General features: G+C 67.1%; 26 protein-coding genes and 2 pseudogenes. 12 read left to right on the top strand and 16 right to left on the bottom strand.

All coding sequences use genetic code 11. From position 1 onward, the window contains the following. Positions 1-72 precede the first annotated feature (72 nt). A pseudogene (locus K2Y56_RS22935) lies at positions 73-170 on the top strand (ATP-binding protein); the annotation flags it as partial. Positions 171-337: 167 nt separating this feature from the next. On the opposite strand, the pseudogene K2Y56_RS22930 reads toward K2Y56_RS22935, so the two are convergent. From K2Y56_RS22930 to argH, 4 genes and pseudogenes are all read right to left on the bottom strand, one after another. Then, a pseudogene (locus K2Y56_RS22930) lies at positions 338-1,054 on the bottom strand (ATPase); the annotation flags it as partial. Between the two features lie 517 nt (positions 1,055-1,571). After that, a complete protein-coding gene (locus tag K2Y56_RS22925; protein ID WP_292513287.1) occupies positions 1,572-2,294 on the bottom strand; it encodes an invasion associated locus b family protein in 723 nt (240 codons plus the stop codon). A gap of 133 nt (positions 2,295-2,427) precedes the next feature. Continuing rightward, positions 2,428-2,727, bottom strand: coding sequence for a hypothetical protein (locus K2Y56_RS22920; RefSeq protein WP_292513284.1), 300 nt, complete (start codon positions 2,725-2,727; stop codon positions 2,428-2,430). Between the two features lie 125 nt (positions 2,728-2,852). Further along, positions 2,853-4,244, bottom strand: coding sequence for an argininosuccinate lyase (argH, locus tag K2Y56_RS22915; RefSeq protein ID WP_292513281.1), 1,392 nt, complete (start codon positions 4,242-4,244; stop codon positions 2,853-2,855). A gap of 48 nt (positions 4,245-4,292) precedes the next feature. Between argH and K2Y56_RS22910 the strand changes: the two genes are divergently transcribed. Both K2Y56_RS22910 and K2Y56_RS22905 read left to right on the top strand, forming a co-directional pair. After that, positions 4,293-4,922, top strand: coding sequence for a TlpA disulfide reductase family protein (locus K2Y56_RS22910; protein WP_292513309.1), 630 nt, complete (start codon positions 4,293-4,295; stop codon positions 4,920-4,922). A gap of 140 nt (positions 4,923-5,062) precedes the next feature. Then, on the top strand, positions 5,063-6,226 hold the full coding sequence (locus K2Y56_RS22905; RefSeq protein ID WP_292513278.1) for a YncE family protein: 1,164 nt from the start codon (positions 5,063-5,065) through the stop codon (positions 6,224-6,226). A 27-nt stretch (positions 6,227-6,253) separates the two neighbouring features. Here K2Y56_RS22905 and K2Y56_RS22900 read toward each other — a convergent pair whose 3' ends face one another. From K2Y56_RS22900 to K2Y56_RS22890, 3 genes are all read right to left on the bottom strand, one after another. Beyond that, entirely contained in the window at positions 6,254-6,946 is a 693-nt protein-coding gene (locus K2Y56_RS22900) for a haloacid dehalogenase type II (protein WP_292513276.1), read from the bottom strand. Next, the gene (gene murJ / locus K2Y56_RS22895) at positions 6,946-8,475 is read right to left on the bottom strand and encodes a murein biosynthesis integral membrane protein MurJ (protein ID WP_292513274.1); all 1,530 of its coding nucleotides are present in this window, start codon (positions 8,473-8,475) and stop codon (positions 6,946-6,948) included. Before murJ ends, K2Y56_RS22900 begins: the two co-directional genes overlap by 1 nt. A gap of 200 nt (positions 8,476-8,675) precedes the next feature. Continuing rightward, positions 8,676-9,275, bottom strand: a complete 600-nt coding sequence (locus tag K2Y56_RS22890; protein ID WP_292513271.1) for a superoxide dismutase — start codon at positions 9,273-9,275, stop codon at positions 8,676-8,678. Positions 9,276-9,508: 233 nt separating this feature from the next. Between K2Y56_RS22890 and K2Y56_RS22885 the strand changes: the two genes are divergently transcribed. From K2Y56_RS22885 to K2Y56_RS22875, 3 genes are all read left to right on the top strand, one after another. Beyond that, a complete protein-coding gene (locus K2Y56_RS22885; RefSeq protein ID WP_292513269.1) occupies positions 9,509-10,495 on the top strand; it encodes a hypothetical protein in 987 nt (328 codons plus the stop codon). Positions 10,496-10,902: 407 nt separating this feature from the next. Continuing rightward, positions 10,903-11,355, top strand: coding sequence for a TadE family protein (locus K2Y56_RS22880; protein WP_366849362.1), 453 nt, complete (start codon positions 10,903-10,905; stop codon positions 11,353-11,355). After that, positions 11,352-12,611: a TadG family pilus assembly protein gene (locus K2Y56_RS22875; protein WP_366849360.1), complete on the top strand. Its 1,260-nt coding sequence runs from the start codon at positions 11,352-11,354 to the stop codon at positions 12,609-12,611. The genes K2Y56_RS22880 and K2Y56_RS22875 overlap by 4 nt, the downstream gene beginning before the upstream one ends. A gap of 86 nt (positions 12,612-12,697) precedes the next feature. On the opposite strand, the gene K2Y56_RS22870 is transcribed toward K2Y56_RS22875, so the two are convergent. From K2Y56_RS22870 to K2Y56_RS22855, 4 genes are all read right to left on the bottom strand, one after another. Then, on the bottom strand, positions 12,698-14,419 hold the full coding sequence (locus K2Y56_RS22870; protein WP_292513306.1) for an HWE histidine kinase domain-containing protein: 1,722 nt from the start codon (positions 14,417-14,419) through the stop codon (positions 12,698-12,700). A 257-nt stretch (positions 14,420-14,676) separates the two neighbouring features. Continuing rightward, positions 14,677-15,405, bottom strand: coding sequence for a tRNA (guanine(46)-N(7))-methyltransferase TrmB (locus tag K2Y56_RS22865; protein ID WP_292513264.1), 729 nt, complete (start codon positions 15,403-15,405; stop codon positions 14,677-14,679). A 7-nt stretch (positions 15,406-15,412) separates the two neighbouring features. Next, complete coding sequence (gene metK / locus K2Y56_RS22860) at positions 15,413-16,591, bottom strand: methionine adenosyltransferase (RefSeq protein WP_292513262.1); 1,179 nt, start codon at positions 16,589-16,591, stop codon at positions 15,413-15,415. A 182-nt stretch (positions 16,592-16,773) separates the two neighbouring features. Continuing rightward, positions 16,774-17,187, bottom strand: a complete 414-nt coding sequence (locus K2Y56_RS22855; RefSeq protein ID WP_292513260.1) for a helix-turn-helix transcriptional regulator — start codon at positions 17,185-17,187, stop codon at positions 16,774-16,776. A 602-nt stretch (positions 17,188-17,789) separates the two neighbouring features. Between K2Y56_RS22855 and K2Y56_RS22850 the strand changes: the two genes are divergently transcribed. Together K2Y56_RS22850 and K2Y56_RS22845 are read left to right on the top strand one after the other, a co-directional pair. Further along, a complete protein-coding gene (locus K2Y56_RS22850) occupies positions 17,790-18,608 on the top strand; it encodes a thermonuclease family protein (protein ID WP_292513258.1) in 819 nt (272 codons plus the stop codon). 11 nt (positions 18,609-18,619) lie between these two features. Further along, positions 18,620-20,092, top strand: coding sequence for a M48 family metalloprotease (locus tag K2Y56_RS22845; protein WP_292513256.1), 1,473 nt, complete (start codon positions 18,620-18,622; stop codon positions 20,090-20,092). A 101-nt stretch (positions 20,093-20,193) separates the two neighbouring features. Here K2Y56_RS22845 and K2Y56_RS22840 read toward each other — a convergent pair whose 3' ends face one another. The 3 genes from K2Y56_RS22840 to K2Y56_RS22830 form a co-directional block, all read right to left on the bottom strand. Further along, positions 20,194-20,541 (bottom strand): hypothetical protein, encoded by a 348-nt coding sequence (locus K2Y56_RS22840; protein ID WP_292513254.1) that lies wholly within the window; start codon positions 20,539-20,541, stop codon positions 20,194-20,196. Positions 20,542-20,976: 435 nt separating this feature from the next. Beyond that, positions 20,977-21,912: an ABC transporter ATP-binding protein gene (locus K2Y56_RS22835; RefSeq protein ID WP_292513252.1), complete on the bottom strand. Its 936-nt coding sequence runs from the start codon at positions 21,910-21,912 to the stop codon at positions 20,977-20,979. A gap of 27 nt (positions 21,913-21,939) precedes the next feature. Next, on the bottom strand, positions 21,940-22,197 hold the full coding sequence (locus tag K2Y56_RS22830) for a hypothetical protein (protein WP_292513250.1): 258 nt from the start codon (positions 22,195-22,197) through the stop codon (positions 21,940-21,942). Positions 22,198-22,383: 186 nt separating this feature from the next. On the opposite strand from K2Y56_RS22830, the gene K2Y56_RS22825 reads away from it, so the two are divergent. The 4 genes from K2Y56_RS22825 (at position 22,384) to mepA (ending at position 24,606) form a co-directional block, all read left to right on the top strand. Next, the gene (locus K2Y56_RS22825) at positions 22,384-22,695 is read left to right on the top strand and encodes a DUF2293 domain-containing protein (RefSeq protein WP_292513247.1); all 312 of its coding nucleotides are present in this window, start codon (positions 22,384-22,386) and stop codon (positions 22,693-22,695) included. 128 nt (positions 22,696-22,823) lie between these two features. Beyond that, positions 22,824-23,033 (top strand): TOBE domain-containing protein, encoded by a 210-nt coding sequence (locus K2Y56_RS22820; RefSeq protein WP_292513245.1) that lies wholly within the window; start codon positions 22,824-22,826, stop codon positions 23,031-23,033. A gap of 3 nt (positions 23,034-23,036) precedes the next feature. Continuing rightward, positions 23,037-23,579: a hypothetical protein gene (locus K2Y56_RS22815; RefSeq protein WP_292513242.1), complete on the top strand. Its 543-nt coding sequence runs from the start codon at positions 23,037-23,039 to the stop codon at positions 23,577-23,579. Between the two features lie 82 nt (positions 23,580-23,661). Continuing rightward, the gene (gene mepA / locus K2Y56_RS22810; protein WP_292513239.1) at positions 23,662-24,606 is read left to right on the top strand and encodes a penicillin-insensitive murein endopeptidase; all 945 of its coding nucleotides are present in this window, start codon (positions 23,662-23,664) and stop codon (positions 24,604-24,606) included. 73 nt (positions 24,607-24,679) lie between these two features. On the opposite strand, the gene K2Y56_RS22805 is transcribed toward mepA, so the two are convergent. Next, positions 24,680-25,156 (bottom strand): hypothetical protein, encoded by a 477-nt coding sequence (locus tag K2Y56_RS22805; RefSeq protein WP_292513236.1) that lies wholly within the window; start codon positions 25,154-25,156, stop codon positions 24,680-24,682. A 75-nt stretch (positions 25,157-25,231) separates the two neighbouring features. Further along, positions 25,232-25,642 (bottom strand): hypothetical protein, encoded by a 411-nt coding sequence (locus K2Y56_RS22800; protein WP_292513234.1) that lies wholly within the window; start codon positions 25,640-25,642, stop codon positions 25,232-25,234. Positions 25,643-25,677: the final 35 nt, after the last annotated feature.

Genomic DNA, 25,677 nt, shown 5'->3' with positions numbered 1-25,677 from the left:
ATCCCTAAGCCCTATCAATGCCTTACGCTACGCTCGCCACCACAGATCCACTGCCCTCGTGAATAAGACAGGCTAGAGACCGGAAACGACAGCTTCCGCTTCAGGGCAAGTGCCGCAGCCGGAAAGCCGAAAAGGAGCCGCACCGTGAGTTGACCAGACCCACCCAATGATAAACATCAACCCCTGAACCTGGGTCACTTCTCAACGAAAACGCCGGGTCAACTCTCAGCGGAAATCAACAGTCCGCGAGTTCGACCGCCGGATCCGCAGCGCTCTTCAGGGCGCCCCGGAGCAGCTCCGAGAGATCACCGATGAGCTGGTTGGGGTCGACCTCGCGGGGATGGAGGGGCTGACGCCGCGCGAAGGCCAGCATCTTCTGAATGAGACTGGCGGCCCGCTCGGCGCCGTTCATGGCATTGCCGATCGAACGCGACACCGGTGCGTTGTCGGTCACGAGGCGGGCGGTGCGTTCGAGATTGGCGATCACGATTCCGAGGAGGTTGTTGAAGTCGTGAGCGACGCCCCCGGTCAATTCGCCGATCGCTTCCATCTTCTGGGTCTGGCGCAGCATCTCCTCGGCCCGGTCGCGTTCGGCATTGGATTTCTCGAGGGCCTCAAGGGCGGCGTCGCGTTCGGCGATGCGGGCCCGAAGTTCGGCATTGGCCTGCCTCAGAGTTTCGGGCGAAGGAAGTGCCAGAGCCCTCGGCAGGAGCGGCCAAAGGGCCACTGCGGTGCCCAGGGAGACCAGGGCGGTGGCGGCCTTCACCAGTGCTTCGGCGGCGTAATCGGGCACCCACAGCGTCCAGATCGAGAAGAAATGAGTCGTGCCGCAGGCGAGAATGAAGATCGCGAAGGCCCAGAAAATCCAGCCGAAGGCGATGTCGCGACGTCGCGTGACGAGAACGCCGAGGGCGACCGGAATCGAGAAATAGGCGACCCCGATGATGAAATCGGAGATCACATGAGTCCAGATCAGCTCCGGCCGCCAGAGCAGGCAGATCCCATGCGGAGCGAGGCTGCTCCGATCAAGGAAACTCCCGAGGAAATCCAGCATGGCCGATCAAAGTCCTACAGAGACTTGCATATCGCAAGTTGTGCCACGTGGAAGTGAGCGTTCGAGGCAGCAGCCAATCTGCTCCGAAGTGGCAGCGATTGTCGAAGGCGAAAATTTGATCCAGATTAAATAAAGATTCGTGCATGCCGCAATAGGCTGCGAACCTTGAATAACGGCGGTGCTTCTCGGAGGACGTCAGAGTTCTCGTCGCGCGAGGGCTGCTTAGTCCGGACTGGTCAGTCCGCCTCGTGCGCTTGTCTGAAACAGAGGCAAGCTGCGGGGAAAGCATGGTTCTCCGGCTGAGGAGCCGTGTCGTCCGGGCTGCTGCATGCACCCCTTTTTTCCGTGCAAAGTTCACAAAGAGCCATCTGGAGGGGATCTCCAGGCATCATCAGGCGCCCCGAACCGCCTCGCGCAGACACTGGCGGTCACAGGATCGTGTAAACTGTATGGAAGCGTCCGGATAGGTTTTTCCACCGCCAGGCGCATTGCCGGCGATGAGGGAGCCGGCTTCGGCTCAACGGCACTCTTCGCGGGTTCTCTTCATCGCTTCGGCAAAGCCCGCGAGTGCGTATTCGTCGCTGTTGCCGTTGCCCCGAGTCGAGGTCGCCTTGACGAGGAGTTTCTGCGTCCGGCCCATCTCCGTCACCACGCGCGGCTCCTCGGCCGGATTCTGCAGCCAGGCGTTCTCCTTCTTCACCACGAGGGCATAGCGGACATTGCCGAGCATGAGGATCGGATCGCTCGGGCCCGGGGGAGTGGCCGCCTGGCTGCTGGGCGGTTTCGCCTGGCTCGCGGACTCGCGTGCGGGGAATCCGAGCATGACAGCGACTTCGTTCTGGATGTTCTCGCCCTTGCGCACCGTTACGAACAGGTAGGCGGTGTCGCGTTTGAGCGATTTCAGCGAGCGGGACTGGGGCTGGGCGATGGCGTAGCACACGCGGTCCCGGCCCTGACCGGAGGCGAACACGTTCCAGTCGCCGATGGTCACGACGGGCTTTGCCTGCTGCGTGCCCGGCGCGGCTTTGGAGGAGCTTTTGGCGGCGTCGTTGGCGGAATCACGCCCCCGGCGTCCGCGGCGCCTCGGCTGTTCCGTCTCCTCGGCGGCCGGCGCCGCCTGAGCTTGCGCCTGAACCGGCCTAGACCCAACGAGATCGAGCGGCAGGCCTTGCGGTATCGGACAGGACAGGATCAGAGCCGAGACTCCGAACGGGAGGCTGCGGCGGAGAACACGCGACATCGTTTAGGGTCCTATGGCGTCGTCGGGCCTCGGCGCGAGGCGGGGAATTCAAGATATCTCCCCGCCAGGGCCGACGTTTTTAACCGCGATCCCCTTTTCGGCAAGCGGGCGGCGATCGAGCGTCCGAGAAGGGTCAGGCGACGCGATGCTCCGGGGCAAGGGAAGCAGGCGGCATCGCTGCCAGGGAAGCGAGGTCGGAGGCGCTTGGCGCGATCGGTGCGGTGCAGGGCTGGGGCGCCTCGAGCACCTCGCTCCGAACGAGCGTTCGCGGCTTCGGATCGTTGTAGGGGGTGTTGTAGCACTTGCGGATGGAGGCCCAGAATGCCTCGCGCTCGGCCTCGTCGAGACGGCTCAGCGCGAGATCGATCCGGTCCTTGGCCACCGCTGCCAGAGCCGGGACGTCGTCCGGCTGCATCCAACTCTCGACGGGCATGTCGCGATCTCCGAAAGGCCTGCACGGTGATCTAACGGGAGAAACCTAGCTGAGCCGTGAACGGCCAAGGTTCAACCCCGAACTCGGACACAAGTTTCAGAGACAAGTTTCAGGCCGCGTGCGTTTCAGGCACCGGATGCACCGAGGGCATCGAGCCAGCGCGTCGCCTGTGCGCGCACGTTGTCGGGGGCGGTGCCGCCATGGCTCGTGCGGCTCGACACCGAATTCTCGACACCCAGAACCGCGTAGACCGCTTGCGTGATGCGCGGCTCCGCCGCCTGCATCTCGGAAAGCGGAAGCTCTTCCAGCCCTACCCCCTTGGCAGAGGCCGCGCCGACGAGGCGGCCCGTGACGTGATGTGCCTCGCGGAACGGCAGGCCGAGCTCGCGAACCAGCCAATCGGCGAGATCGGTGGCGGTGGCGTAGCCCGAACCCGCGGCGCGGGCGAGGATGTCCGGATTGGGCTCCAGGTCGCGCACCATCCCGGTCATGGCCGCAAGGCACAGGGACAGGGCCTGGAGCGCGTCGAAGGTGCCCTCCTTGTCCTCCTGCATGTCCTTGGAATAGGCGAGCGGCAGCCCCTTCATGACGATGAGGAGGCCGGTCAGCGCGCCGATCACCCGGCCGGATTTCGCCCGGACAAGTTCCGCCGCATCGGGGTTGCGCTTCTGCGGCATGATCGACGAGCCCGTGGTGTAGCCGTCCGACAGCTTGACGAAGTTGAACTGGGCCGAAGTCCAGATCACGAGTTCCTCGGCGAAGCGCGAGAGGTGGACGGCGCAGATCGAGGCGGCCGAGAGCGACTCGAGGGCGAAGTCGCGGTCGGCCACGGAATCGAGGGAGTTCGCCGTCGGCCGGTCGAAGCCGAGGGCCTGGGCCGTGGCATGGCGGTCGATCGGGAAGGAGGTGCCGGCGAGCGCCGCCGCTCCCAGCGGGCATTCGTTGAGCCGGGCGCGGGCATCGCGGAACCGGCCGCGGTCGCGGGCCAGCATCTCGACATAGGCGAGGCAATGATGGCCGAAGGTGACCGGCTGGGCCGATTGCAGATGGGTGAAGCCCGGCATCACGGTGGTGGCGTGGGCCAGCGCTTTCTCGGCCAAAGCCCGCTGCAGCTCGGCGGCCTGGGCGTCGAGGCCGTCGAGGGTGTCGCGCACCCACAGCTTCATGTCGGTGGCGACCTGGTCGTTGCGCGAACGGGCGGTGTGCAGGCGCCCCGCCGCCGGGCCGACGATCTCGGTCAGGCGGCTCTCGACCGCCATATGGATGTCCTCGAGCTCGCGGCGGAATTCGAACCGCCCGGTCTCGATTTCCTCGGCCACGGTCTTGAGCCCGTCTTGAATCGCGGCCACATCGCCATGTGGCAGGATTCCGGCGGCACCCAACATCGCCACATGCGCCAGCGAGCCGCGGATGTCCTGGGGGGCCAGGCGCTTGTCGAATCCGATGGAGGCATTGATCTCCTCCATGATCTCGGCGGGGCCGCTCGCGAAGCGCCCGCCCCACATCCGGTTGCTCATGTCGACACAGACCCTTCCACCCGCCCCTGCCGCGGGGACGCAACGATGATGCCCGCCAAGAAAGCCGCCGCGGCTGGTGGCGCAGTGCTCGCGGTCGCCCTGGCCGCAGGCCTTGCCCTATACGGGACCGGCATGATCGGCGGCAACACCGCCCCATGCGCCGGAGTTGCGGCGATGACCGATCGTCTGGCGCCGCTTGCGCGCGGCGAAGTGGCGGCTCTGGAGATTCTCAAGGCGCCCCGCCCCGCCCCGGTACTGACCTTCAAGGGTCCGGACGGCCAGGATACCGGTCTTTCCGGGATGAAGGGGCGCACTCTTCTCGTCAATCTGTGGGCGACGTGGTGCGCGCCCTGCAAGGCCGAGATGCCGGCCCTCGACAGGCTTCAGGCCTCCTTCGACCCCAAGGAGTTCCAGGTCGTCGCCATCAACGTCGACACGCGCAACCTCGACCGGCCGCCGCTCTGGCTGAAGGAGAACGCCATCCACGCCCTCGCCTATTACGCCGATCCCGCCGGCCGGGTCCTGCCCGCGCTTCAGAAGGAGACCGGCTCCACCGGCCTGCCCACCACCCTGCTGGTCGATTCCGACGGTTGCACCCTCGGGGTGATGAAGGGCCCGGCCGAATGGTCGAGCGAGGATGCCAGGCGCCTCGTCGGCGCCGCCCTCGGCCGGACCTGATGGTGCGCCCCCTCTGGGCGCTCCGCATGCCGCTGGTCGGCAAGGGGGTGTACCCCTGTTCGAGGACCTTCCGGCTCGGCTTCCCGCGCGAGCCCGCCCGGCAGAAGCGCCCTGATCGAAAGACGACGAGGAGAGAGACGATGCGCATTGTCCTGAGCTTGGTCGCGGGTCTGTTCGCGACGACCGCCGCGACTGCGGATACGCCGCAATTCCTCGTCGTCGGCCTCGACGGCAAGACCTTCTTTACGGCCGAGGGCGACCGCAACGGCCCCAACGGGCGTGATGCCGTCGCCCTCGTCGACATCTTCGACGAGGCCAACCCGCGTCTCGCCCACACGCTGCCCCTCGACAACTCGGTCTACGGGCCGCCCACCAACCTGCAGATCACGCCAGACGGCCGCCTCGGCCTCGTGGCGAGTTCCGTGATGATGAAGAAGGAGGGCGAGGCCTGGTACGCTGAGGCCGACGACCGCCTCCACGTCATCGATCTTGCCGCCACGCCGCCGCGCCTCGTGGAGACGATCAAGGTGGGGCGCCAGCCCTCGGGTCTATCCATCGACAGCGGCGGCAGCTTCGCCCTGGTGGCCAATCGCGAGGGCCGCAGCGTCTCGGTCCTGTCGATCCGCGGCCATGAAGTGCGGGTCACCGACACCGTCGATGTCGGCGACGAGGCCGCCGCCGTGACGATCGCGCCGGACGGACGGCGCGCCTTCGTCGCCAAGAACAAGGCGGCCAAGGTCGGGGTTCTGCGCGTCGACGGCACGCGTGTCAGCTACGATCCCGCCCTCGACATGCCGGTCGGGCCGGGCACCTACGGCCTCGACGTCACCCCCGACGGGACCGTGCTCCTCGCCGGCAATACCGGGCCGGCGCCGAGCGACGGCCATGCCGACACGGTGAGCGTCATCCGCGCCGCCGCTGCCCGTCCCATCGTCGCCGACCATGTCGGCATCGGCGATACGCCCGAAGCCCTGGCCATCGCGCCGGACGGCCGCCACGCGGCCGTGGCGGTGGTGCGCGGAGCCGCGGCGCCCCATTCCGGCCCAGGCTATACGGCGACGGGCGTCGTCGCGCTCCTGACCATCGACCGCGACGGCGGCGTGCGCCGCACCGGCGAGGCCGCGGCGGGAGCGGTGACGCAGGGGATCGCCTTCTCGCCCTCGGGCCGCTTCGTCTATGTCGGCAACTACGTCGACCGGACGCTCGGAGTCTACCGCCTCGACGGCGACACCCTCGTCGAGACCGGCGTGAGGCTGGACCTGCCGGGTCAGCCGGCCTCCCTGCGGGGGCGGGCGGCGCGCTGAAAGGGCGACGCGTGCTCAAGTCGGGATTTACCCCGCTTGCTCGACCCGCACGAGGCCGTCGAGGCTCTCGATCACAGCCACGGGTGCTAAGTCCGGATACTCCTCCGGCATCCCCTTGCGGTTGACCCAGGCGCTGGCGAAGCCGAAGGCCGTGGCCCCGGCGATGTCCCAGCGGTTCGACGAGACGAACAGGACGGCATCCGGCGCTACTCCGAAGTGTTCGGTGGCCAGCGCGTAGGCGGACGGCGCGGTCTTGAAGGTGCCGGCGGCCTCGACGGAGAGCACCGCCTCGAGCCTGTCCCCCAAACCCGCCGAGGCCACGGCGCGGGCGAGCATCGCCGGGTCGCCGTTGGACAGGATCGCGAGGCGAAGGCCCGCGGCGCGCAAGGCGTCGAGGGTCGCGGGAACCTCGGAATAGGCGGCAAGATCGCGATAGGCCTCGAGGAGATCGCCGCGCAGGGCGGGGTCGACCTGAGGGTGGCGGGCGAGCGCGTGGTCGAGGGCCCGCTCGGTGAGCGTCCAGAATGGCTCGTATCGGCCCATCAGGGCATGGACCCAGGAATATTCGAGCTGCTTGGTGCGCCAGGTCTCGGACAGCGTCTCCGCCACCGAACCGATCGTGCCGGCATGGCGGGCGACGGCGGAATGGACATCGAGCAGGGTGCCGTAGGCGTCGAACACGACCACGGACCTGCCGGCGACCAGGCGCTTGTCGGCCATCAGGTCCTCCTCAGGCGTAGGCCGCACAGGCGCAGCGTTCCGAGCAACAGCCCCGCATAGACCAGGGTCCCGGCGAGTCCGAGCACGGCGAGCACGGCGAGTTCGCGGAACCGCGGCATCGCCGGCAGCGCGCGCTCGACGAAGGGCAGGCCGTAGAACGCGAGGGCGGCAAGCCCGAGGCAGGCGACGGCAACGCCCAGGATGGTGATGCCCAGCGTCCGGTTCGGCGCGGTCCAGCCCTTTCGCCAGGCGAGGGCCACGAGGAGCGCGAGGTTGACCCATTGGCCGATGGCGGTGGCGAGCGCGAGGCCGGTGACGCCGTAGGGGCCGGTGAGGACGATCTTGAGGCCGACATTGATCGCGATGGCGGTGAGCGAGGCGATGAGCGGCGTCGTGGTGTCCTGGCGGGCGTAGAAGCTCGCCAAGGCGCTGCGGACCAGCACCGCGGCCGGCAGGGCGAGCCCGTAGGCGGCGAGCACGGAGGCGGCGCGCGCCGCATCCTCCGCCCCGAAGGCGCCGCGCTGGAACAGGGCGGACATGATCAGGCCGGGGATGAGCAGGAAGGCGATGGTGAAGGGCGCCGAGAGGGCCAGCGAAAAGCCGGCGGCCCGGTTCTGCGCCGCATGCGCCCCGGCGACGTCGCCTCCTGCGATGCGCCGGCTCATCTCGGGCAAGAGCACGGTGCCGGCCGCGATGGCGATGACCCCGAACGGAAGCTGGTAGAGCCGGTCGGCGTAGTAGAGCGCCGAGACCGCGCCGGTGGCGAGATAGCTCGCGATGATGGTGTCGGCGAAGGAGGCGATCTGGAAGCCGGCCGAGCCGATCACGGCGGGGCCGAGCACCTTGAAGAATTTGGTCATGGCCGGATCGCGGAATGTCGGCCTGCCGAGGCCTGGCGCGATCCCTGCCCGGCGGCAGGCGGCGAAGACAAGGATGAGCTGGAGCACGCCCGAGACGGTCACGCCCCAGGCGGCCGCGTAGGCGACGTTCGGAAACAGGAAGGCCACGGCCATGGCCGCCAGCATCGACAGGTTGAGGAGCACCGGCGCCCCGGCGGCCGCGGCGAAAAGCCGGTGGGCGTTGAGAACCCCGGAGAGCAGCGTCACCAGGGTCATGCAGAGGAGGTACGGGAACGTGATCCGCGTCAGCGCGACGGCGAGATCGAAACGCTGCGGATCGTCGGAGAATCCCGGCGCCAGGGCCCGCACGATCCAGGGCATCGCCGGAAGAGCGATAGCGAGCAGGATCACCTGCGTGATCAGCATCAGGGTGAAGATGCGCGTCGCGAAGCGCCGGGCGGCCCCCGCCTCCCCCGTTTCAGAGAGACCCGCATAGGACGGCACGAAGGCCGTGTTGAAGGCGCCTTCGCCGAAGATCGCGCGAAAATGGTTCGGCAGCCGGAACGCGACGACGAAGGCGTCGGCGATCGGCCCGGCGCCCATCACGCCCGCCATCACCACGTCGCGAGCAAAGCCGGTGACGCGCGAGACGAGGGTCCAGCCGCCGACGGAGAGGATGGAACGGATCATGAAGGCCGATCAGAAGCGCCTCTCCTCCCCCACAGATCTCGGGCTCGCCTGAGATCTGCACTATTAAGTGCCCAAACCGGGCAAGCCCGACTTGGGTGTGGGTAGAAGCCGGAGGTGGGGGTGGTTCCGCTTGGTGAGCGGCAGGTTCACCCAGCCACCCCACCCTCGATCCCTCCCCTCAAGGGGGAGGGAAGGGAAAGCTACGCCGTCGCCTCGGCGTGCATCTTCTCCACGTGCTCCCAGTTCACCAGGTTCTCGATGAAGGCCTTGAGGTAGTCGGGGCGGCGGTTGCGGTAGTCGATGTAATAGGAGTGCTCCCAGACGTCGACGCCGAGGATCGGCTTGGCGCCGTGGACCAGGGGGTTCTCGCCGTTGGGGGTCTTGAGGATCGCGAGCTTGCCGTCCTTGACCGCGAGCCAGGCCCAGCCCGAGCCGAATTGCGACACGCCAGCCTGGATGAAGTCGGCCTTGAACTTCTCGAAGCCGCCCAGGTCCTCGTCGATCTTCTTGGCGAGCGCGCCGGGGGGCGAGCCGCCGCCATTGGGCTTCATCCAGTTCCAGAAATGGATGTGGTTGTAGTGCTGACCGGCATTGTTGAAGAGCGGCTGGTTGGTGTTGTGGGCGGCCTTTACGATCTCCTCGACGCTCTTGCCTTCGAGGCCCGTTCCCTCGAGCAGCTTGTTGCCGGTGTCGACATAGGCCTTGTGATGCTTGTCGTGGTGAAACTCGAGGGTCTCCTTCGACATGTAGGGGCCGAGCGCGTCGTAGGCGTAAGGCAGTTCGGGCAGCGTGAAGGTCATCGGCTCTCTCCGGATCTCGGGGCCTCGGAACGGGGGTGGCGCAGGGGTAACGTGCGCGCCGCATCCCGCATCGGCCCGCCTGTAGGTAAGTCGGCACCCCGGCCAGGGCAACGCCGAAACCGGCATCCGGGCAGCGGGACGGCGAAGTTCGTGCACAGGGCCGGTTTTGCAAAACAGCGGCAAGCCTTTAGGATACGCGACTTGTCCCGCGTATCGCGACCCCCGAGACGTCCATGATCCTCGCGCTGTTCGCGCTCTCCCTCGCCATGATCGTCGGCGGGATCGCCTCGGTAATTCAGGGATTTCCCTTCGTCCGGCTGGAAAGCGGACTCGCCATGACGATCGCCGGCGCGACCGTCGCCTCGGCGGGTTCGGTTCTCTTGGGACTCGCGGTCCTCGCCCGCCAGATCCGTGGCCTGGCGCGGCGCTCGGCCGATGAATCGGCCCCCGTTCCGCCGAGACTTGAGGTGCCGAGAGCCGAAGTGCCGGTGCCGCCGGCACGAACCTTCGAAAACGGGATGCCGGAAACTCCATCGCCGGGGGCAAGGCGTCCCCTCATCGCAGGGGCTGCCGGCCTCGCCGCGGGAACGGCGGGGGGCGCCTATCTCGGAAGCGAGGCACACGAGCGGCCGAACCCGAGTTTTGAGGCGTCGTTCGAAGAGCCGAGCCCCGATCCCCGCTCAGATCGGCGCTCCGATCCCTGGCCGGCGCCGCCCGAGCCATTGTTCCCGGAACTTGCCGATCTCGACCTCGCGCCGACGCGGGAAGCCGAACCGACCTTCGATCCGCCCACCGGCGATGCGGCGTTCGACGCGATGTCGCCGAAGGTACCGGCCGACACGTCGGCGCAGCAGCTTCACGTCGAGGAAGAGCCCGCAACCCGATCGGCCGAGGAGCAGCCCGAAACCGCCTTGAAGACGGGCCCGGAGACGGATCTTTTCGCGCCGGCCGTGCCAGTGGCAGCACCGGCCGAGACCGACCTCTCCGACGAGCCGGAGCTCCGTCCCGCGCTCACCGAAGAGCCGGCGGATCCGGAAACCCCGGCAGAGCCGGCCCTCGCAGTGGTCGGAACCTACGTCTCGGGCGGGAACACCTACGTGATGTATTCGGACGGCTCGATCGAGGCCGACACGCCGCGTGGGCGATTCACCTTCAAGTCCCTCGACGAGCTCAAGGCCTTCGTCGAAGCAGGCGGCGAGACCGATCGCGGCGCGGCCTGAGGCCTTTGCCGGCAGACGAGATGCCGGAGCGAAAGTCGGGGCTCGGCCGTCACGGGCCATGATCCGGTTCGACGCTATAAGTCATTGTCCTTGAACCGAATTTTTGGGGGGATCGGGCCTTTTTTTGGTCTGATGCAGGGCGATAATCATGGCGGATCGGTCGCCGGCCTTCACACATGTGCACCCTCGCCTCCAAGTGTGACGGCACGTCGCTGCAGCTGCAATCCGGCCTGGACTGCTCCCGCTGGACGCCCAGTGACCATACCGACTCAAAATGCATGCATCACGCACCGATGCTTTATTCAAAATACGAATACAATACATTCAATGGTATTTAAATAATTTCCTTTAGGATCATCTTAACAATTTGATGGGCCTGATGTGCACGCGACCTAAACAGTTAGATCATGTCTTCACTTATGGCAGTTCAAATCAGATCCACCTGCGTCTTGCGGCTAGTACGCTCGCTCGTCTCGAATCGAAGTGGTGCGTCGGCAGTCGAGTTTGCTTTGGTGGCACCGATCCTGATTGCCATGATCGCGTCGATTTTCACGATCTCAATGGTGATGCACGCACATAGCAGCATCAGCACCTACGCCCGTGAGGCCGCACGCGGAGTGGCGGTGGGCTACATGACCGTGGCGGAGGCCAAGCAATTCGCCGAAACGCGAGCAAGAGACGATCTTCGAGTCGTCGTGTCCGTCAATATCGTTCCAGCAACCAGAGGAGATCAAAGCAGGCAGGATGTCATCGTTACCCTCTCCATCTCGACGGAAGAGATTGCAAAGATTACGCCCTTCGGCAATATCATTCTTGGCGGCCTCTCAGCCAGAGCCGTCATGCGAAGCCTTATCGAATGAGCGGTAAAATTGGGTCTTCGTTCCGGATTTTTTTGAGAAATAGCCGTGGCAACGTCACGATGCTCTTTGCCTTGAGTTCCGTTACGCTGCTTGGATTTGCTGGGATCGCCGTCGATATCGGGCTAGCCTTCAACGAGAAGAACGATCTGCTCACGAGTGCCGAGGCCTCCGCCTTGGCTACGGCCAAATATATCGGGGGCGCCGACCGCGCTTTGGCTCTTGCCACAGCCCAGACCTATGCCGCGCTGAACCGCCCGACCGTCGACAATCTCGTGACCGATGCGGACCTGCAGTTCGGCAAATGGGAGAACGGCGTCTTCACTGTCGGCGAGAACCCGAATGCCGTCCGAGTGACGGCGTCAAGGACCAGATCCAAGGGAAACAGCCTGAAAACGACCTTCGCCAACTTCTTCGGCGTGGAATCCTGGGATCTGTCGGCGCGCGCGATCGCGGTATCCTCCAGCCCAATCTGCATCCTGATCCTTCATCCGGATCATCATGACGCCTTCGACGTCGATCCCGGCGCGCGGATCGACGCGCCAACTTGCGGTGTACAGGTAAACTCGAGGCACAGAGAAGCTTTGGAGCTGGGACGCTCTTCATACGTCAGCGTCAAGAATATCCGTGTCGTCGGCGGGTTCGACAAGCACAGCACCGCGACGGTCACGCCGACACCGGTAACGGGTGTCGAACCCGTCAGCGACCCCTACGCGTCCCTGTCTCCCCCGATGAACAACCTCTGCGGAGGCGCCAAGGACGTCACCGGAACGGTGACCCTCAGCCCGAATCTCGCCTTCTGCAACGGCTTGAGGATCAAGGGCGGAACCGTGACCTTTTCACCGGGCGTGTACGTCGTAAAGGGCGAGTTCACGCTGGAGAACGGTGCTTCGATCGTCGGGCAGGACGTCCTCATCTACATGGAAGGCAGGGGTAGCGATCTGTTCTTCCACAGCCGGACCAGCTTCAACCTGAAGGCTCCGACGACGGGGCCCTATGCCGGCATCGTTCTCTGGTCGGACCGGGAGAATACCAAGGATCACGACATCTATTCGAAGTTCGGCGCCTCTGCCGAAGGAACCATCTACGCGCCCAGCAGTCAGGTCGAGTTCGAAAACGATGTGGTGTGGGAGGCCAACTGCATCCGCATCGTGGTCGCTCGCCTGGAACTCGACAACGGTTCCCGCTACCAAGCGTCCGATCCGAGTACGAATTGCAGGAACAACATCAACAAGGGCAATGCCCGGCTCGTGCGATAAGCGATCCGGCATTCGTCCTTCAAAAGGCTTCGTGCAAAATTAGAGTACTATGAAATTATCCCGGATTCGAACGTCGGGACGTTTCCTTATGCGAGCGGATTCAAGGCATCGTTACGGGCCGATAGTGGCGCGCGCATCGTCAGGCGGAATCCTTCGGGCGGATATTCGATCTCCACCACTGCGCGGACCTGCGTGGTGAGAACGCGCTGGAGCAGGCGCGAGCCGAAGCCCTGGCGGCTCGGCGGCTTCACCGGCGGGCCGCCTCTCTCCCGCCAGGCGAATCGCAGCGTGCCGTTGGCACCGTCGGGCTCGACATCCCAGGTCACGGCGACACGGCCCGAGCCGGTGGAGAGCGCTCCATATTTCGCGGCGTTGGTGGTCAGCTCGTGGATCGCCATGCCGATCGGGACAGCGATCTCCGAGGAGAGCTCGACGGACGGTCCGGTCAGGGTGACGCGCGCATCGGGGATGTCGGGAACGTCGTCGGCGTAGGGCCTCAGTTCGTTGGCGAGAAGGTCGCGCAGGGAGGCCACCTGCCAGGTCGCGCCGGTGAGCACCGCATGGGTGTGGGCGAGCGAGACGATGCGCCCGACGAAGGCCTGGTAGAAGCTGTTGATGCTGGTGGCGTTGCGCGCCGTCGAGCTGACGATCGCCTGGACGGTGGCCAGGGTATTCTTGACGCGGTGGTGAAGCTCACGGATCAGGAGGTTCTGCCGATCCTCGGCGATGCGACGGTCGGTGACGTCCGCGACGACGCCGATGAGGCGGCGCGGCAGTCGGTCCGGGGCATCGCGTTCGAAACGTCCGGCGAGGTCGATGATGCGCCAGGTACCGTCGCCGGCATGGCGGATGCGGCCGGTGACGTGCAGGATCGCATCGTCGCGCAGGGCATCCGAGATCGCCTGACGCACCGCCGCGCGGTCGTCGGGATGGAGCAGGCTGTCGAGGAACTCGCGCTTGCCCACCGGCCCATCCTCGGGATCGCGCCCGAAAATGGCGAACATCCGCTCGTTCTCCCAGATCGCCCTGTCGTCGAGCATATGCCACTCGAAGATGCCGAGATCGGCAAGGGAGGCGGCGATGCGCAGGCGCTGCTCGCGGTCGCGCAAGGCGTCGCGGTCGGCGATTCGGGTGGTGACGTCCTGGATCACGCCGACCATGCCGGGTGCCGAGCCGTCCGGCGCCTGGATGGCCTGGCCGCGGGCACTGACCCAGACGAGGCGGTCCTCGATCCCGTGCCCGACCCGGAACTCGATGGCGTAGCGTTGCCCGGCGATCGCTGCTTCCCGCATCTGCCGCTCGATCCGAATCGCGTCGCCGGCCTCGATGCGGGCGCGCAGGTCGGCCCAAGCGAGAGCTTCGCCCGGCGTATGGCCGAGGATGTGGGCGGCGCGGCGCGACAGGGTGAGGAGGTCGCTGGCTCTGTCCCAGCGCCATTCGCCGAGACCGGCCGCGGTGAGGGCGTCGCGATTCTGCTCGGCGCGGACGATCTCGTCCTCGTCCACCGGCTCGACCACGATGACGCGGAGCGCGGCGCTCGCTTGTCCGGAAGCGCGGACCCGCACCGGCAGCGCCGCGCCGTCGGCCCGCCGCCAGAAGCGGATGCCGTCAGGCAGCGGATGCGCAACCTCACCGAGATCGGTCAGGGGCCGGTCCAGCAGCGCACCGGGCGGATGTCCGAGAAGGCTGCAGAGATGAGTGTTGGCGGAGACGATGCTGCGCCCGTCCGGCGACAGGATCGCAAGACCGGTGGCGGCGAGCTCGAAGGCGAGGCGGTGGAGGTCGCCGCCGAAATCCGGGCCCGCCAGATCCTGGCTCGCCTGCGCCCCCGGGTTCTGGTGCGATCTGACGCCCAACACGCGAACCTCACTCGGCGCCGCCAGCCCCCGCCGGGCTGTGCGCCTGCCGTCGCGGGAGGCAGCCGATCATCCGCATATCTCCCACGCAAGATCATGAAGGCATAGGATTTTGGCGACAAGGTGCCGTCATGTCAGGCATCGCCCCCGATATGCATTCATCCCGCGCTTTCTGTAGAGACTCCTTGAAGTTGCGCAGGCCGGCTCGCTCAGGAGGTCCGTCGGAACTCGAGGTAGGTCGGCCGCCTGCCAGCCGCCACGGCCTTGGCCTCGTAGCGGGTGCCGGGCCAGTCCGGCCAAGGCCGCGTCCAATCGATAGCCGCCTTCGCCGTCCAGGCGAGGCTCGCCGAGCGCCGCGCGCGCACGAGCGTCCAGCCGGCATAATCGTCGATATCGCTGGCGAAACGGAACACGCCGCCCGGTTTCAGCACTCGGGCGATCTCCGCGAGGCTCTCGTCGGAGACGAAGCGGCGCTTGCGCTGGCGGCGCTTGGGCCAGGGATCGGGATAGAGGAGATAGACCCGCGCGAGCGCGGCATCGGGCAGGGCCGCGAGCAGCGTCGTCGCATCCTCGTCCCAGATCCGGACGTTGCGCAGATCCTCGTCGTCGACGGCGCGCAGGAGCTTGACGACGCCGTTGACGAAGGGCTCTGCGCCAATGATCCCGATGCCGGGATGGCGCAGGGCATTGGCCGCGAGGTGCTCGCCGCCGCCGAACCCGATCTCGAGCCAGACCTCTTCGACAGGATCAGGGAACACGGCGGGCGGGTCGAGGAAGGTGCCCGGCTCGGGCAGGGTCAACCGAAGCTTGGGTAGAAGTTCCGCGAGGCGCTGCTCCTGACCCGCACGCAGGCGCTTGCCTTTGCGGCGCCCGAAGAAGGCGCGTTCGGCGCCTTCGGCCCCGCCCGGCTGGGGAGGGGTATCTGCCCTCCCCTTCATGGGCGGCTCAGGCCAGGGACGACTTGAGGTCGGAAGCGAGATCGGTGCGCTCCCAAGAAAAGCCTCCATCCGCTTCCGGCGCACGCCCGAAATGGCCGTAGGCCGAGGTGCGGGCATAGATCGGCTTGTTGAGGCCGAGCTTCAGCCGGATGCCCCGGGGCGAGAGGTCGAGGGCATCCATCAGGACGCCTTCGAGCTTCGCCTCGTCGACCTGCCCGGTGCCGTGGAGGTCGACATAGATCGAGAGGGGCTTGGCGACGCCGATGGCGTAGGCGAGCTGGATGGTGGCGCGTGTCGCGAGGCCAGCGGCCACCACGTTCTTGGCGAGGTAGCGGGCAGCGTAGGCGGCCGAGCGGTCGACCTTGGTCGGGTCCTTGCCGGAGAAGGCACCGCCGCCATGCGGGGCCGCGCCACCATAGGTGTCGACGATGATCTTGCGGCCGGTCAGGCCGGCATCGCCATCGGGGCCGCCGATCACGAACTTGCCGGTCGGATTGACGTGCCAGACGGTGCCCTCGTCGACCCAGCCCTGCGGCAGAGCGGCAAGGATGTAGGGCTCGACGATGGCACGAACGTCGGCGGAATCGAGGCTCTCGTCGACGTGCTGGGTCGAGAGCACGATCTGGGTCACACCGACCGGGCGGCCGTTCTCGTAGCGGACAGTGACCTGGCTCTTGGCGTCGGGGCCGAGCTTGGCGGCGTCGCCGACCTTGCCCTTGCGGGCGTCGGCGAGGTCCTTGAGGATCTTGTGGGCGTAGTAGATCGGCGCCGGCATCAGCTCGGGGGTCTCGTCCGAGGCATAGCCGAACATGATGCCCTGGTCGCCCGCGCCCTCGTCCTTATTGCCGGACGCATCGACGCCCTGGGCAATGTCGGCGGACTGGGCGTGGAGGTGGATCGCGATGTCGTTGTGCTTCCAGTGAAAGCCCGACTGCTCGTATCCGATGTCGCGCACCGCCTCGCGGGTGAGCTCGGTGAGGTGGTCGAAGGTCACCGAATCCGGGCCGCGAACCTCGCCCGCGATGACGATGCGGTTGGTGGTGGCGAGCGTTTCGACGCCGAGCCGGGCCTCGGGCATCGCCGCGAGATAGGCGTCGACGACGGTATCGGAGATCCGGTCGCAGACCTTGTCCGGATGACCTTCCGAGACCGATTCGCTCGTGAAGAGATAATTGGAACGCGGCATCTGAGGGCACCCCCGATATCGGACGCGCCTTGTTTCGCGGGCGCATGACCGGCCTGAAGAAGGTCGAGGTTCTTGCACCCGACATGAAGACGGTCAAGCCGAAAGACCGAACGCTTCCGAAATACCGGACAAAACGGTCGTTAAATCAACCCCTCGAGGCGACCATCTTCGCCTCGTCGACCTCAGCCATTGAGGCAGGCATTCAACGCCTTGATCGCTGCGGCGAATTCCTGACGACTGGTGTCGGGAAAATGCGCGTTCACGTGCTGCGCCACCATTTCGGCCAGCCCGGCCCAGGGGTCCAGCTCCGTGGCGTAGGGCTGTTGCCGGCGCTCGGCGAAACCCTCCTCGGCGGGATCGTCGCTCCGCTTCATTCCCTGGAAGAAATATTCGACCGGCACACCCGTCATGCGGCTGAATGTTTCGAGGTGGATGGCACTGATGCGATTGGTGCCCTTCTCGTACTTCTGGAGCTGCGCCGCCGACATGCCGAAGCTCTGGGCCACGCGCTTCTGGGTCAGGGCCGCCTTCTTGCGTTGCATGGCGATGCGCTGACCGACATGGACGTCGCGCGCATCGGTCTTCTGGCCTGCCATACGCACCTCGCGCGATCTGCCTCAGACCATCAAGCTAGGCCGTGGCCTTCGAGCGCGGTAGTGGATTTTTTCACGCATGAAAAGAGCGTGAAAAAAGGTGGCGTCCCCGGCAGGTCTCGAACCTGCGACCCCAGGTTTCATCCCACTTCGGCTTCCGCCGCCGCTGCTTGCTGAAGGCAGCGTTCGTGGTCTGGACTATCCCTTCACCATGGGCTCCGATGCCGGAGCCTTTAGGTGCCGCCCGTCTAGTCTCTACACCTTCCCGGGTGTCGCCGTGAGGAGACGTCCGGGCTTGGCTCGGGATTGGCCGAGGCCCGCGAACGGGCCTGTGGGCTTTCCCCGAATTTGAGCGGATCCGCCGCGCGGTTTCCCCTCGCGACGCCCAATTCGATCTAGGAAACCTGTGCTCTGTCCAGCTGAGCTACGGAGACTCACCGCGGGCTCCATACCACCAACCGCCTGGGCGGCCAACCGAGGCGGATGTACTCTGTGACCCGCCTGCCGCAGAGGATGAGGAATGGCACCGATCCTGCCACCTGCGGCTGTCATGCAACGGAAGGAAACGCCAAGATGGATCCGGTGGAGCGGAGGACGGGGCGTTGGTGGCGCGCGCGGACATCTCGGCAGCGATGATATTGCGGCTGTCTCTCGCGGCATCGCTCGCCGGAGCGGGCGCATGGACGCCGGCATTTGCCGCAAGCCCGCGTCCCGCTCCCGAATGCCGGACGTCGGCGGCACGCTCCGACCGGATCGAGGCGCTAGGCCAACGCGGCGAACTCATCCTCGCATCGGGCGGGCGCGCGATCCTCTCGGGCCTACGCTGGCCTGAAGAGCCGGACGACGATGCCGCAGCGGCCTCGCGCCTCCTCGTCCATCGCGGGCAGGCAGTGACGCTAACGGCGCGCGGCGACCCCGACCGCTGGGGTCGCCTCCGGGTCGAGGCCTTGATCGAGGGCGAGGCGACGGATATCGGCGCGGAGCTCGTCGCGGCCGGCTACGCAGCGGTCGATGCCGGCGAGGGCGACGTCCTTTGCCGGCCGGCTCTCCTGCAGCTGGAACAGGCGGCGCGGGCGGAGGCGCGCGGGATCTGGCGGAGGCCTCGCCCGGCGACCGACGACGGCATTTCTCTCAGGGCCCGATACGGCCGTTTCGTCGTCGCGCAGGGGCGCCTCGTCGGCGTGGGCGAGCGGTCGGCGCGTACCTATCTCGACTTCGTCCGGCGGGGGCAGGACGGCTTGACGGTAACCGTGTCGAAACGCACTTGGCGGCACTTGCAGGAACGTGGTTTGAGTGCCGCCAGCTTGAGGGGGCGCCTCATCCGTGTGCGTGGTGTGATCGATGTCGGCCGCGGGCCGTCGCTCGACATCGCGAGCGCCGACATGATCGAGGTTCTGGACGAGGAGCGGGCGCCGCGGCGCTGAAAGACGACACCATGCAGGGGAGCGCACCATACGGGATCGGACCGCGGCCGCGCCGCGGCGCGGGGCCGCTCGCCGCGCTGGCGCTGCTGTGCCTGTCGTCCTGTGCCGGCGACCAGACCGGTACCATCATCAGCCCGATCGCCGTGCCTGCCGAGGCTCCTCGCGTCACGGGACGCGAGCGCAGCGCCCCGGATGCCGACCACACCCAGCTCGTCGCCTCCTTCGGAGGCGAATACCGGTCGCCGGGTACGCTGCGCCTCGTCAGCGACGTCACCGACCGCCTCGTGAAGGCGACCGAGCGGCCGGACGAGACCTATGCGGTCACCCTGCTCGATTCGGGCGTGATCAATGCCTTCGCCCTGCCGAGCGGCCGGCTCTACGTCACCCGGGGGCTTCTCGCCCTCGCCACCGACACCTCGGAGATCGCCGCGGTGCTCGCCCACGAGATCGCCCACGTCACCCTGCGCCATGCCAGCGCCCGCAGCGAACTCGCCTTGCGCTCGCAGCTCGTGAGCAGGGTGGTGGCCGACGTGCTCAACGACCCGGAGACAGGCGCGCAGCTTCAGAGCCAGTCCCGCTTCGCCCTCGCGCGCTTCTCCCGCGACCAGGAACTGGAGGCCGACCGGATCGGCGTGCGCACCCTGGCGCGGGCCGGATACGACCCCTTCGCGGCCGGGCGCTTCCTCAATGCTCTGAATCGCACCACGGCGATGAAGACCGGCACCGGCGTCGCGGGCGAGCCCGACATGCTGGCGACCCATCCGGGCACGGCCGAGCGCATCACCCTCGTCACCCGTGCCGCCCGGCTCATCGGGGCCCCCGGCCTCGGGGTGGACGAGCGCAGCCGCTATCTCGCCGGCATCGACGGCATCGCCTATGGCGACAACCCCACCGACGGGGTCGTGCGCGGCCGGCGCTTCCTTCACCCGGGCCTCGGCATCGCCTTCGAGGTGCCGGACGGCTTCACCGTCGACAACACCCGCAGCGCGGTCCTCGGCACCACCAACGAGGGCAGCCGCCGCCTGCTGTTCGATCTCGTCGAGACCAAGACCGGGCAAAGCCTCGAGGAGGTGCTGAGGGCCACGTGGAACGACGGGCTGGACGGGCTCGAAAACCGGATCGTCAACGGCAACGCCGCAGCTTTCGCCGTCTCGCGCGGCAAGGACTGGACCTTCCGGCTCGCCGCCTTGCGGGTCGGCGAGAGCACGTTCCGGATGATCATGGCAGCCAAGGGCTCGACCGATCCCGACGTACCTTTCCGGCGCTGGGTCGAAAGCCTCGCCTCGGTCAGCCCGGACGAAACGCAGAGCCTTCGCCCCCTGCGCATCCTCGTGGTGCAGGCTGCGCCTGGCGATACCGTCGAATCGCTCGCCCGCCGGATGGTCGTGCCCGATCGGGCCACCGACCGCTTCCTCGTGCTCAACGGGCTGGAGCGCGGCGCCGCCCTGCGTCCCGGGCAGGGCTACAAACTCGTGGTCGAGTAGGGTGCGAGAGATCCGCGCTTCCGGGCCGCCGGCCAAGGCGAAGATCCTCGCCCGGCGTGAGCCAAGCGAGGATCGCGGGTCGCTGAGGTTCGGCGCCCCGCCTAGACCGCCCCGAGGCGGCCGCCCTGGTCGCGAGCCTGGCCCGGCCTGGTTCGCTCGCGGAAATGCGCCCGAACGGCCTTGGCCGCCTGCTCGACGCTGACGAAGACGGTGCCGTCGAGGGGATCGAAGTCGCGGCGCGAGGAGAAGAAGCGGACGCCGCGCGACTCCGGAACCGCGATGCCGGCGGTCACTTCGCCGACCTCGATCACGCGCGTCGGAACCGGCTCGCGGTGCAGGCGGTTGCCGGCCCGCTCGGCGGGGTGGTCGACGAACCGGTCTTGGAGTTCGGCTCGGGCGGCCTGGGGCAGGTAGGGGCGCGGGGACGGATCTGTCTGAAGCTGAGGCATGACATGGACTCTCGCAAAGCCGGGCTTGCGCCGGCACGGTGGGATGAGGGTTTCACGGCGTGGACGCGGGTTCAGCGTCGACAGCAGCCGCATGCCCTTCCCTTATTGCGATGGGTTCGATTGACGAAGATCAGTCGGGAAACAGTCACGGCAAGTCATCCTTTCCTTCAAGGACCACGAGGCGGCGACGCTTCGCGGCTCTTTAGCGTTTGATGACGCGGCGCAAGCAGGCTCATATCAAATCACCGCGGCGACCTGGACCAGAGAGCCTTTGGGAAGACTGTCCGGATGCCCGGGGCACGCAGTAAAGATGCGATGCGTCCTGCCATCCGTCAACGGAGTGGATTTTCGTATTTCACCCAAAACGGGGCAGGAACCCCCTCGGCAGAGGCCGAGCGCGACGAGTTCCTTCGTCGGCGGCGTTTCACCGGCCGGTCACGCCTTGGCGGCCGCATCCCGGATCGCCGCAAGGGTCACCTGCATGGGAGGCATCGCGCCGGACACCCTCAGGCCTTCCGCGCCAGTCTCGAAGAGGTGCGCCAGCGCCTGCCTCAACGAGGCTTCGGCGGCGATCTCCGGAGCATCTCGGGGCGCGCCCGGTACGGCGGCCTGCGCGACCGTGAGAAGCGAGAGGCGGCGCAGGCCGCGATCCTCGCCGAGGAAGGCGCCGACCTCTGGTCCGGCGGGAGCTGCCAGGAGGCGGAGCGGCGGATCGGCCTGGAGAATTCGGCCGTCGCGCATCAACACGACCTCGTCGGCGAGCCGCATCGCCTCGTCGAGGTCGTGAGTGACGAGAATCACGGTCTTGCGCAAGGATCGCAGGATCGCGCCGATCTCAGCCTGGAGGCGGTCGCGGGCGGCGGGATCGACCGCTCCGAAGGGCTCGTCCATCAGGAGTACCGGAGGGTCGGCGGCGAGGGCCCGGGCCACGCCGACGCGCTGGCGCTGCCCCCCGGAAAGCGATGCCGGCCGGCGATGCCGGAACTGCCCGGGATCAAGGCCGACGAGGTCGAGCATCGCATCGATCCGCTCGGCGATGCGGGGGCGCGCCCAGCCGAGCAGCACCGGCACGGTGGCGATGTTCTGCGCAACGGTCCGATGCGGGAAAAGGCCGACGCCCTGAAGGACGTAGCCGATCGAGCGCCGCAGGGCGACGGGATCGACATCGGCGACGTCGCGGCCGCCGACCAGAACCCGTCCGGCATCCGGCTCCACGAGGCGGTTGACCATGCGCAGCGTCGTCGACTTGCCGCAGCCCGAAGGACCGATCAGGGCACAGGTCGTGCCCTCCGCGACGACGAGGTCGAGACCGTCCACGGCGGGTCGCGCGATTCCCGAATACCGCTTCGAGATCGCCTCCAGGCGGATCATGACGTCGAAAGCCGAGAGTTTTCGGCCTCAGCAACCCTGGCAGATAGAGCCCATCGTGGTGCGCATCTTGGCGTCCCACGCCTTGTCGCGGGCGGCGGACGCCTTCTGGGCCTTGATCATCGCGGCCTCAGTCCCGGGCTTCGAGAACGGCGCGTTGGCGACACGTTCGGTATTGCCCGGCGGCTTCGTGGCGCCGGTTGCAGTGGTGTTCCGCGCAGGCGAAGGCTGGGCGACGACCGGCCCCGCCGCCAGCAGAGTCAGGATGAGGAAGGCAGCAAGGCGCATGACGGGTTCCTGTCGGTCGGAATAGGGCGATCACGGAGCATAGGGAGATTCGGAGAACGATCCCTTATGGACCCGAAAGCCGGGATGCGTCGGTGCGTCTCCGTACATTGTACGCCGCCTATCGCACCCCGATGGACATAATATGGCACACCGACCGGGAACCGAACCGAGAGATAGTACCTGGCCATGACACGCCGAGAGGCCTTCGCCGCAGCGCTCGCGCGCCTCGCTCCGCGGCTTCCCGCCTTCGAGACCGGAGCCGTTCTCGATCGGGCGCTGGCGAGCCCCGGCCTTCGCGGCGCAGCGCCCGAGACCGCCGCCTGGCTCGCCCTCGTCGCCTTCACCCGCCACGTCCGCACTGAGTACGACGAACTCCTCGACGACGGCTACGACCGCGACAGCGCCCGCCATTTCGTCCTTGACGACCTCAACGCGGCTCTGGCGGAATGGGGGGTGAAGAGGCGGGTATCCGAGGACGAAGACTACGACGTCGGGTGAACTCCTCAAGTAGGGTCACGGAGGACGAACCGGCCTCCTCGGGTCGTCGCGCCTGCCGGCCGGTTTCGGTGCATCGACACAGGCGGCGGGCGAGAAACCCGCGTGGGACCAGCGGGGGACGACGTCTCATGCAGATCAGCGCGCGCAACGTCATCAAGGGCATCGTCGTCGCGATCGAGACGGGCGCCACCACGGCGCATGTGAAGATCGAGATCGCGGCCGGGCAGGTCGTGACGGCGGCGATCACGAACGATGCGGTGGCGAGCCTCAAGCTCGAAGTCGGCAAGCCGGCCTATGCGGTTGTGAAGGCCTCTGACGTCATGGTCGCGGTGGACTGAACCATGACCCCGCGCTTCTGCGTCCCGCTCCTCGCCACCGCCCTTCTCGGCGGGTGCGCTCCAGCGTGGGCTCAGGGCGCCGATCCCTGCGGCGCCTTCGATTGGTCGATCCGGCGCGAGCAGGCATGGTTCTCGGCGGCCGGCCTTCCGCATCTTCCCTCCGGAGCGACGTTGCCGGTGGAGATGCCCGGCGCCACCCTCGATCTCTCGGCAGAGGCTCAGGCCCGCCTGCCGATCGGACCGTCCCGCGAGCCAAAACCGGATACGCGCGGCGGCGTGCTGCACGTCCCGGCGCCGGTCACACCGGGTCTCTACCAGATCACCCTGTCGGAGAACGCCTGGATCGACGTCAGCCAGGACGGCACCACGATCAGGGCGCCGCTCGCCACGACGATGCGGCCGGGCTGCGACGGCGTCGCGAAGAGCCTGCGTTTCCAGCTCGGCACCCAGCCGGTGCTCATCCTGGTGAGCGGAGCCGGCAAGGAGACCATCAAGATCGCGGTCGCTCAGGCCGAGCGCGACGACCCGCTCATGGGCGGAAAGTGAACGTCGCGCCCGGAGCGGTGGTCGTGCCCATCGCCGAACCACCCCTCGACGCAGGAGGCCCCCATGGACTAGCTTTCGCTCCATGCCGATGATCCCACGCTGCTTCCGCACCGCGCCCCTGGCGCTCCTGTCACTGGCGTTGATCGCTCACGCGAGCATCGCGCAGGCGCAGGACAGGGGGACCCTCGACGCCAAGCCGCTTCCGCCCCTCGCCAACCCCGATGCGCCCTCGACTCCCGCCAAGGCGCTGTTTGGCCGGGCGACGACCCCAGCGCCCGGGCCGGAGGCGACCTACGGCTCCTACGCCAGGGGGTGCTTCGCCGGCGGCGAGGCGCTGGCGGTCGACGGGCCGACCTGGCAGGTAATGCGACTGTCGCGCAACCGGATGTGGGGGACGCCTCATCTCGTCGCCTTCATGGAGAAGCTCGCCGCCACCGTCCCCCGCGTCGGCTGGCCCGGCCTCCTCGTCGGCGACATGTCGCAGCCCCGCGGCGGCCCGATGCTCACCGGCCACGCCTCGCACCAACTCGGCCTCGACGCCGATGTCTGGTTGACGCCGATGCCGAACCGCCGCCTGAGCCGGGCCGAGCGCGAGGAGATGTCCGCGACCAACGTGGTGCGGGCCGACCGCCTCGACATCGACCCGGATGTCTGGACGCCGCAGCATCTGAAGCTGATCCGCCTCACCGCCCAGCAGCCCGAGGTGGCCCGCCTCTTCGTGAATCCGGCCATCAAGAAGGCGCTGTGCCGGGAGGCGGGCGGCGACCGCGGCTGGCTCTCCAAGGTGCGTCCGATGTACGGGCACAACTATCACTACCATATCCGCCTTTCCTGCCCGGACGGTGCAGGCCAGTGCGAGGACCAGGCCTCGCCGCCCGGCGGTGATGGCTGCGGCGACGAACTCGCTTATTGGTTCAGCGACGCCGTGCTGAACCCGAAACCCTCGACCAAGCCGGTGAAGCCGAAGCCGCCTATGACCATGGCTGCGCTGCCGGCCGCCTGCCGGACGGTGCTGAAGGCGCGTTGAGGACGACGCCCCCGTCATTCGGGGTCGCCATCCTTCGGCAGGAAAGCCGGCACCGGGGAGCCTGATCTCGGCTTCAGGCAAACAGATACTTCTGCGCGTCGGGATTTTCCCGCCGCCACATCACGCTGTCCATCAGGTAATGATGGATGTTGATGAAGATCCAGAAGATGAAGAGAAACATCGTGTCGCCGAAAACGGCCTTGTCGTACGGCACGACGACATCGAGCAGCATCGGCAGACCCCAGAGGCCGATGAATCCCAAAACTCCGCCGCCGACGATGTAGGCCGCCACCCGCACGCGGTCCGCCGTTCCGAACAGGCGCTTCATGACGGGCATAGACGGCGTGCCCCCGCCTGGCTGTCCCCTCTGATAATTGGCTTCGAAGCGCCATACGACGACGAGGTATTGCAGCGAGTGCAGCACCGGCACGACCAGGAACCAGAGCGGGTCGAGACGCACCAGCAGCAGCCACATGTAGAGGCTCGCCAGATAGGCGACGAGGCCGTTCACGGGAAGCTTGGCGCCGCTCCGCCAGCGGCGCACCAGCATGAGAAGTGTCAGCCCGGTGGTGACGGCGAGAGCCAGGCCGGCAACGACCAGGATCGGTCTGGGCACGGTGAAGGACTAGTAGTCGAGCTCCCACAGCGAGCGCTCGCTGGTGGCGACGTTGATGGCGAGCCAGGAGAACAGCCAGCCCGTGTAGCTGTTGACGAGCAGGATCTTCTTTTCGGAAGCCGAGAAGAAGCGCCGCTTCAGCGCAGCATCGACCATCAGCATGCCGTAGCCCTGCTTGACGTAGTGCCAGCCGACGACGAACGCCATCAGGTTGCCGGCGAGCCCCAGGATGCGAGGGTCGCCGCTCATGACGCACGCCGGGAAGAACAAGACGAGGACGATCGGAGCGGCGATGCCGACCGCGATGAAGCGGAGTCGAAGGACCCGAGGATAATCCGGGCCGGAGATCTTCCGGCGGAAGTCGCGATGGAAGATCTGGTAGGAATGCGCGAAGTGCGGGTGGTTGATGGCGTTGGCCATGAGCAGCATGGCGACGGCGAGGGCACCGCGATAAT

Source organism: Methylobacterium sp., assembly GCF_019745455.1.
Taxonomy (GTDB): Bacteria; Pseudomonadota; Alphaproteobacteria; order Rhizobiales; family Beijerinckiaceae; genus Methylobacterium.
The sequence above is the reverse complement of the archived record's forward strand: the minus strand, read 5'-3'. Positions and strand labels throughout refer to the sequence as shown.

Coding starts and splice junctions, on each gene's coding strand:
- K2Y56_RS22925 (WP_292513287.1), bottom strand. CDS start 2,294: ATGTCGCGTGTTCTCCGCCGCAGCCTCCCGTTCGGAGTCTCGGCTCTG.
- K2Y56_RS22920 (WP_292513284.1), bottom strand. CDS start 2,727: ATGCCCGTCGAGAGTTGGATGCAGCCGGACGACGTCCCGGCTCTGGCA.
- argH (WP_292513281.1), bottom strand. CDS start 4,244: ATGAGCAACCGGATGTGGGGCGGGCGCTTCGCGAGCGGCCCCGCCGAG.
- K2Y56_RS22910 (WP_292513309.1), top strand. CDS start 4,293: ATGCCCGCCAAGAAAGCCGCCGCGGCTGGTGGCGCAGTGCTCGCGGTC.
- K2Y56_RS22905 (WP_292513278.1), top strand. CDS start 5,063: ATGCGCATTGTCCTGAGCTTGGTCGCGGGTCTGTTCGCGACGACCGCC.
- K2Y56_RS22900 (WP_292513276.1), bottom strand. CDS start 6,946: ATGGCCGACAAGCGCCTGGTCGCCGGCAGGTCCGTGGTCGTGTTCGAC.
- murJ (WP_292513274.1), bottom strand. CDS start 8,475: ATGATCCGTTCCATCCTCTCCGTCGGCGGCTGGACCCTCGTCTCGCGC.
- K2Y56_RS22890 (WP_292513271.1), bottom strand. CDS start 9,275: ATGACCTTCACGCTGCCCGAACTGCCTTACGCCTACGACGCGCTCGGC.
- K2Y56_RS22885 (WP_292513269.1), top strand. CDS start 9,509: ATGATCCTCGCGCTGTTCGCGCTCTCCCTCGCCATGATCGTCGGCGGG.
- K2Y56_RS22880 (WP_366849362.1), top strand. CDS start 10,903: ATGTCTTCACTTATGGCAGTTCAAATCAGATCCACCTGCGTCTTGCGG.
- K2Y56_RS22875 (WP_366849360.1), top strand. CDS start 11,352: ATGAGCGGTAAAATTGGGTCTTCGTTCCGGATTTTTTTGAGAAATAGC.
- K2Y56_RS22865 (WP_292513264.1), bottom strand. CDS start 15,405: ATGAAGGGGAGGGCAGATACCCCTCCCCAGCCGGGCGGGGCCGAAGGC.
- metK (WP_292513262.1), bottom strand. CDS start 16,591: ATGCCGCGTTCCAATTATCTCTTCACGAGCGAATCGGTCTCGGAAGGT.
- K2Y56_RS22855 (WP_292513260.1), bottom strand. CDS start 17,187: ATGGCAGGCCAGAAGACCGATGCGCGCGACGTCCATGTCGGTCAGCGC.
- K2Y56_RS22845 (WP_292513256.1), top strand. CDS start 18,620: ATGCAGGGGAGCGCACCATACGGGATCGGACCGCGGCCGCGCCGCGGC.
- K2Y56_RS22840 (WP_292513254.1), bottom strand. CDS start 20,541: ATGCCTCAGCTTCAGACAGATCCGTCCCCGCGCCCCTACCTGCCCCAG.
- K2Y56_RS22835 (WP_292513252.1), bottom strand. CDS start 21,912: ATGATCCGCCTGGAGGCGATCTCGAAGCGGTATTCGGGAATCGCGCGA.
- K2Y56_RS22830 (WP_292513250.1), bottom strand. CDS start 22,197: ATGCGCCTTGCTGCCTTCCTCATCCTGACTCTGCTGGCGGCGGGGCCG.
- K2Y56_RS22825 (WP_292513247.1), top strand. CDS start 22,384: ATGACACGCCGAGAGGCCTTCGCCGCAGCGCTCGCGCGCCTCGCTCCG.
- K2Y56_RS22820 (WP_292513245.1), top strand. CDS start 22,824: ATGCAGATCAGCGCGCGCAACGTCATCAAGGGCATCGTCGTCGCGATC.
- K2Y56_RS22815 (WP_292513242.1), top strand. CDS start 23,037: ATGACCCCGCGCTTCTGCGTCCCGCTCCTCGCCACCGCCCTTCTCGGC.
- mepA (WP_292513239.1), top strand. CDS start 23,662: ATGCCGATGATCCCACGCTGCTTCCGCACCGCGCCCCTGGCGCTCCTG.
- K2Y56_RS22805 (WP_292513236.1), bottom strand. CDS start 25,156: ATGCTGGTGCGCCGCTGGCGGAGCGGCGCCAAGCTTCCCGTGAACGGC.
- K2Y56_RS22800 (WP_292513234.1), bottom strand. CDS start 25,642: ATGGCCAACGCCATCAACCACCCGCACTTCGCGCATTCCTACCAGATC.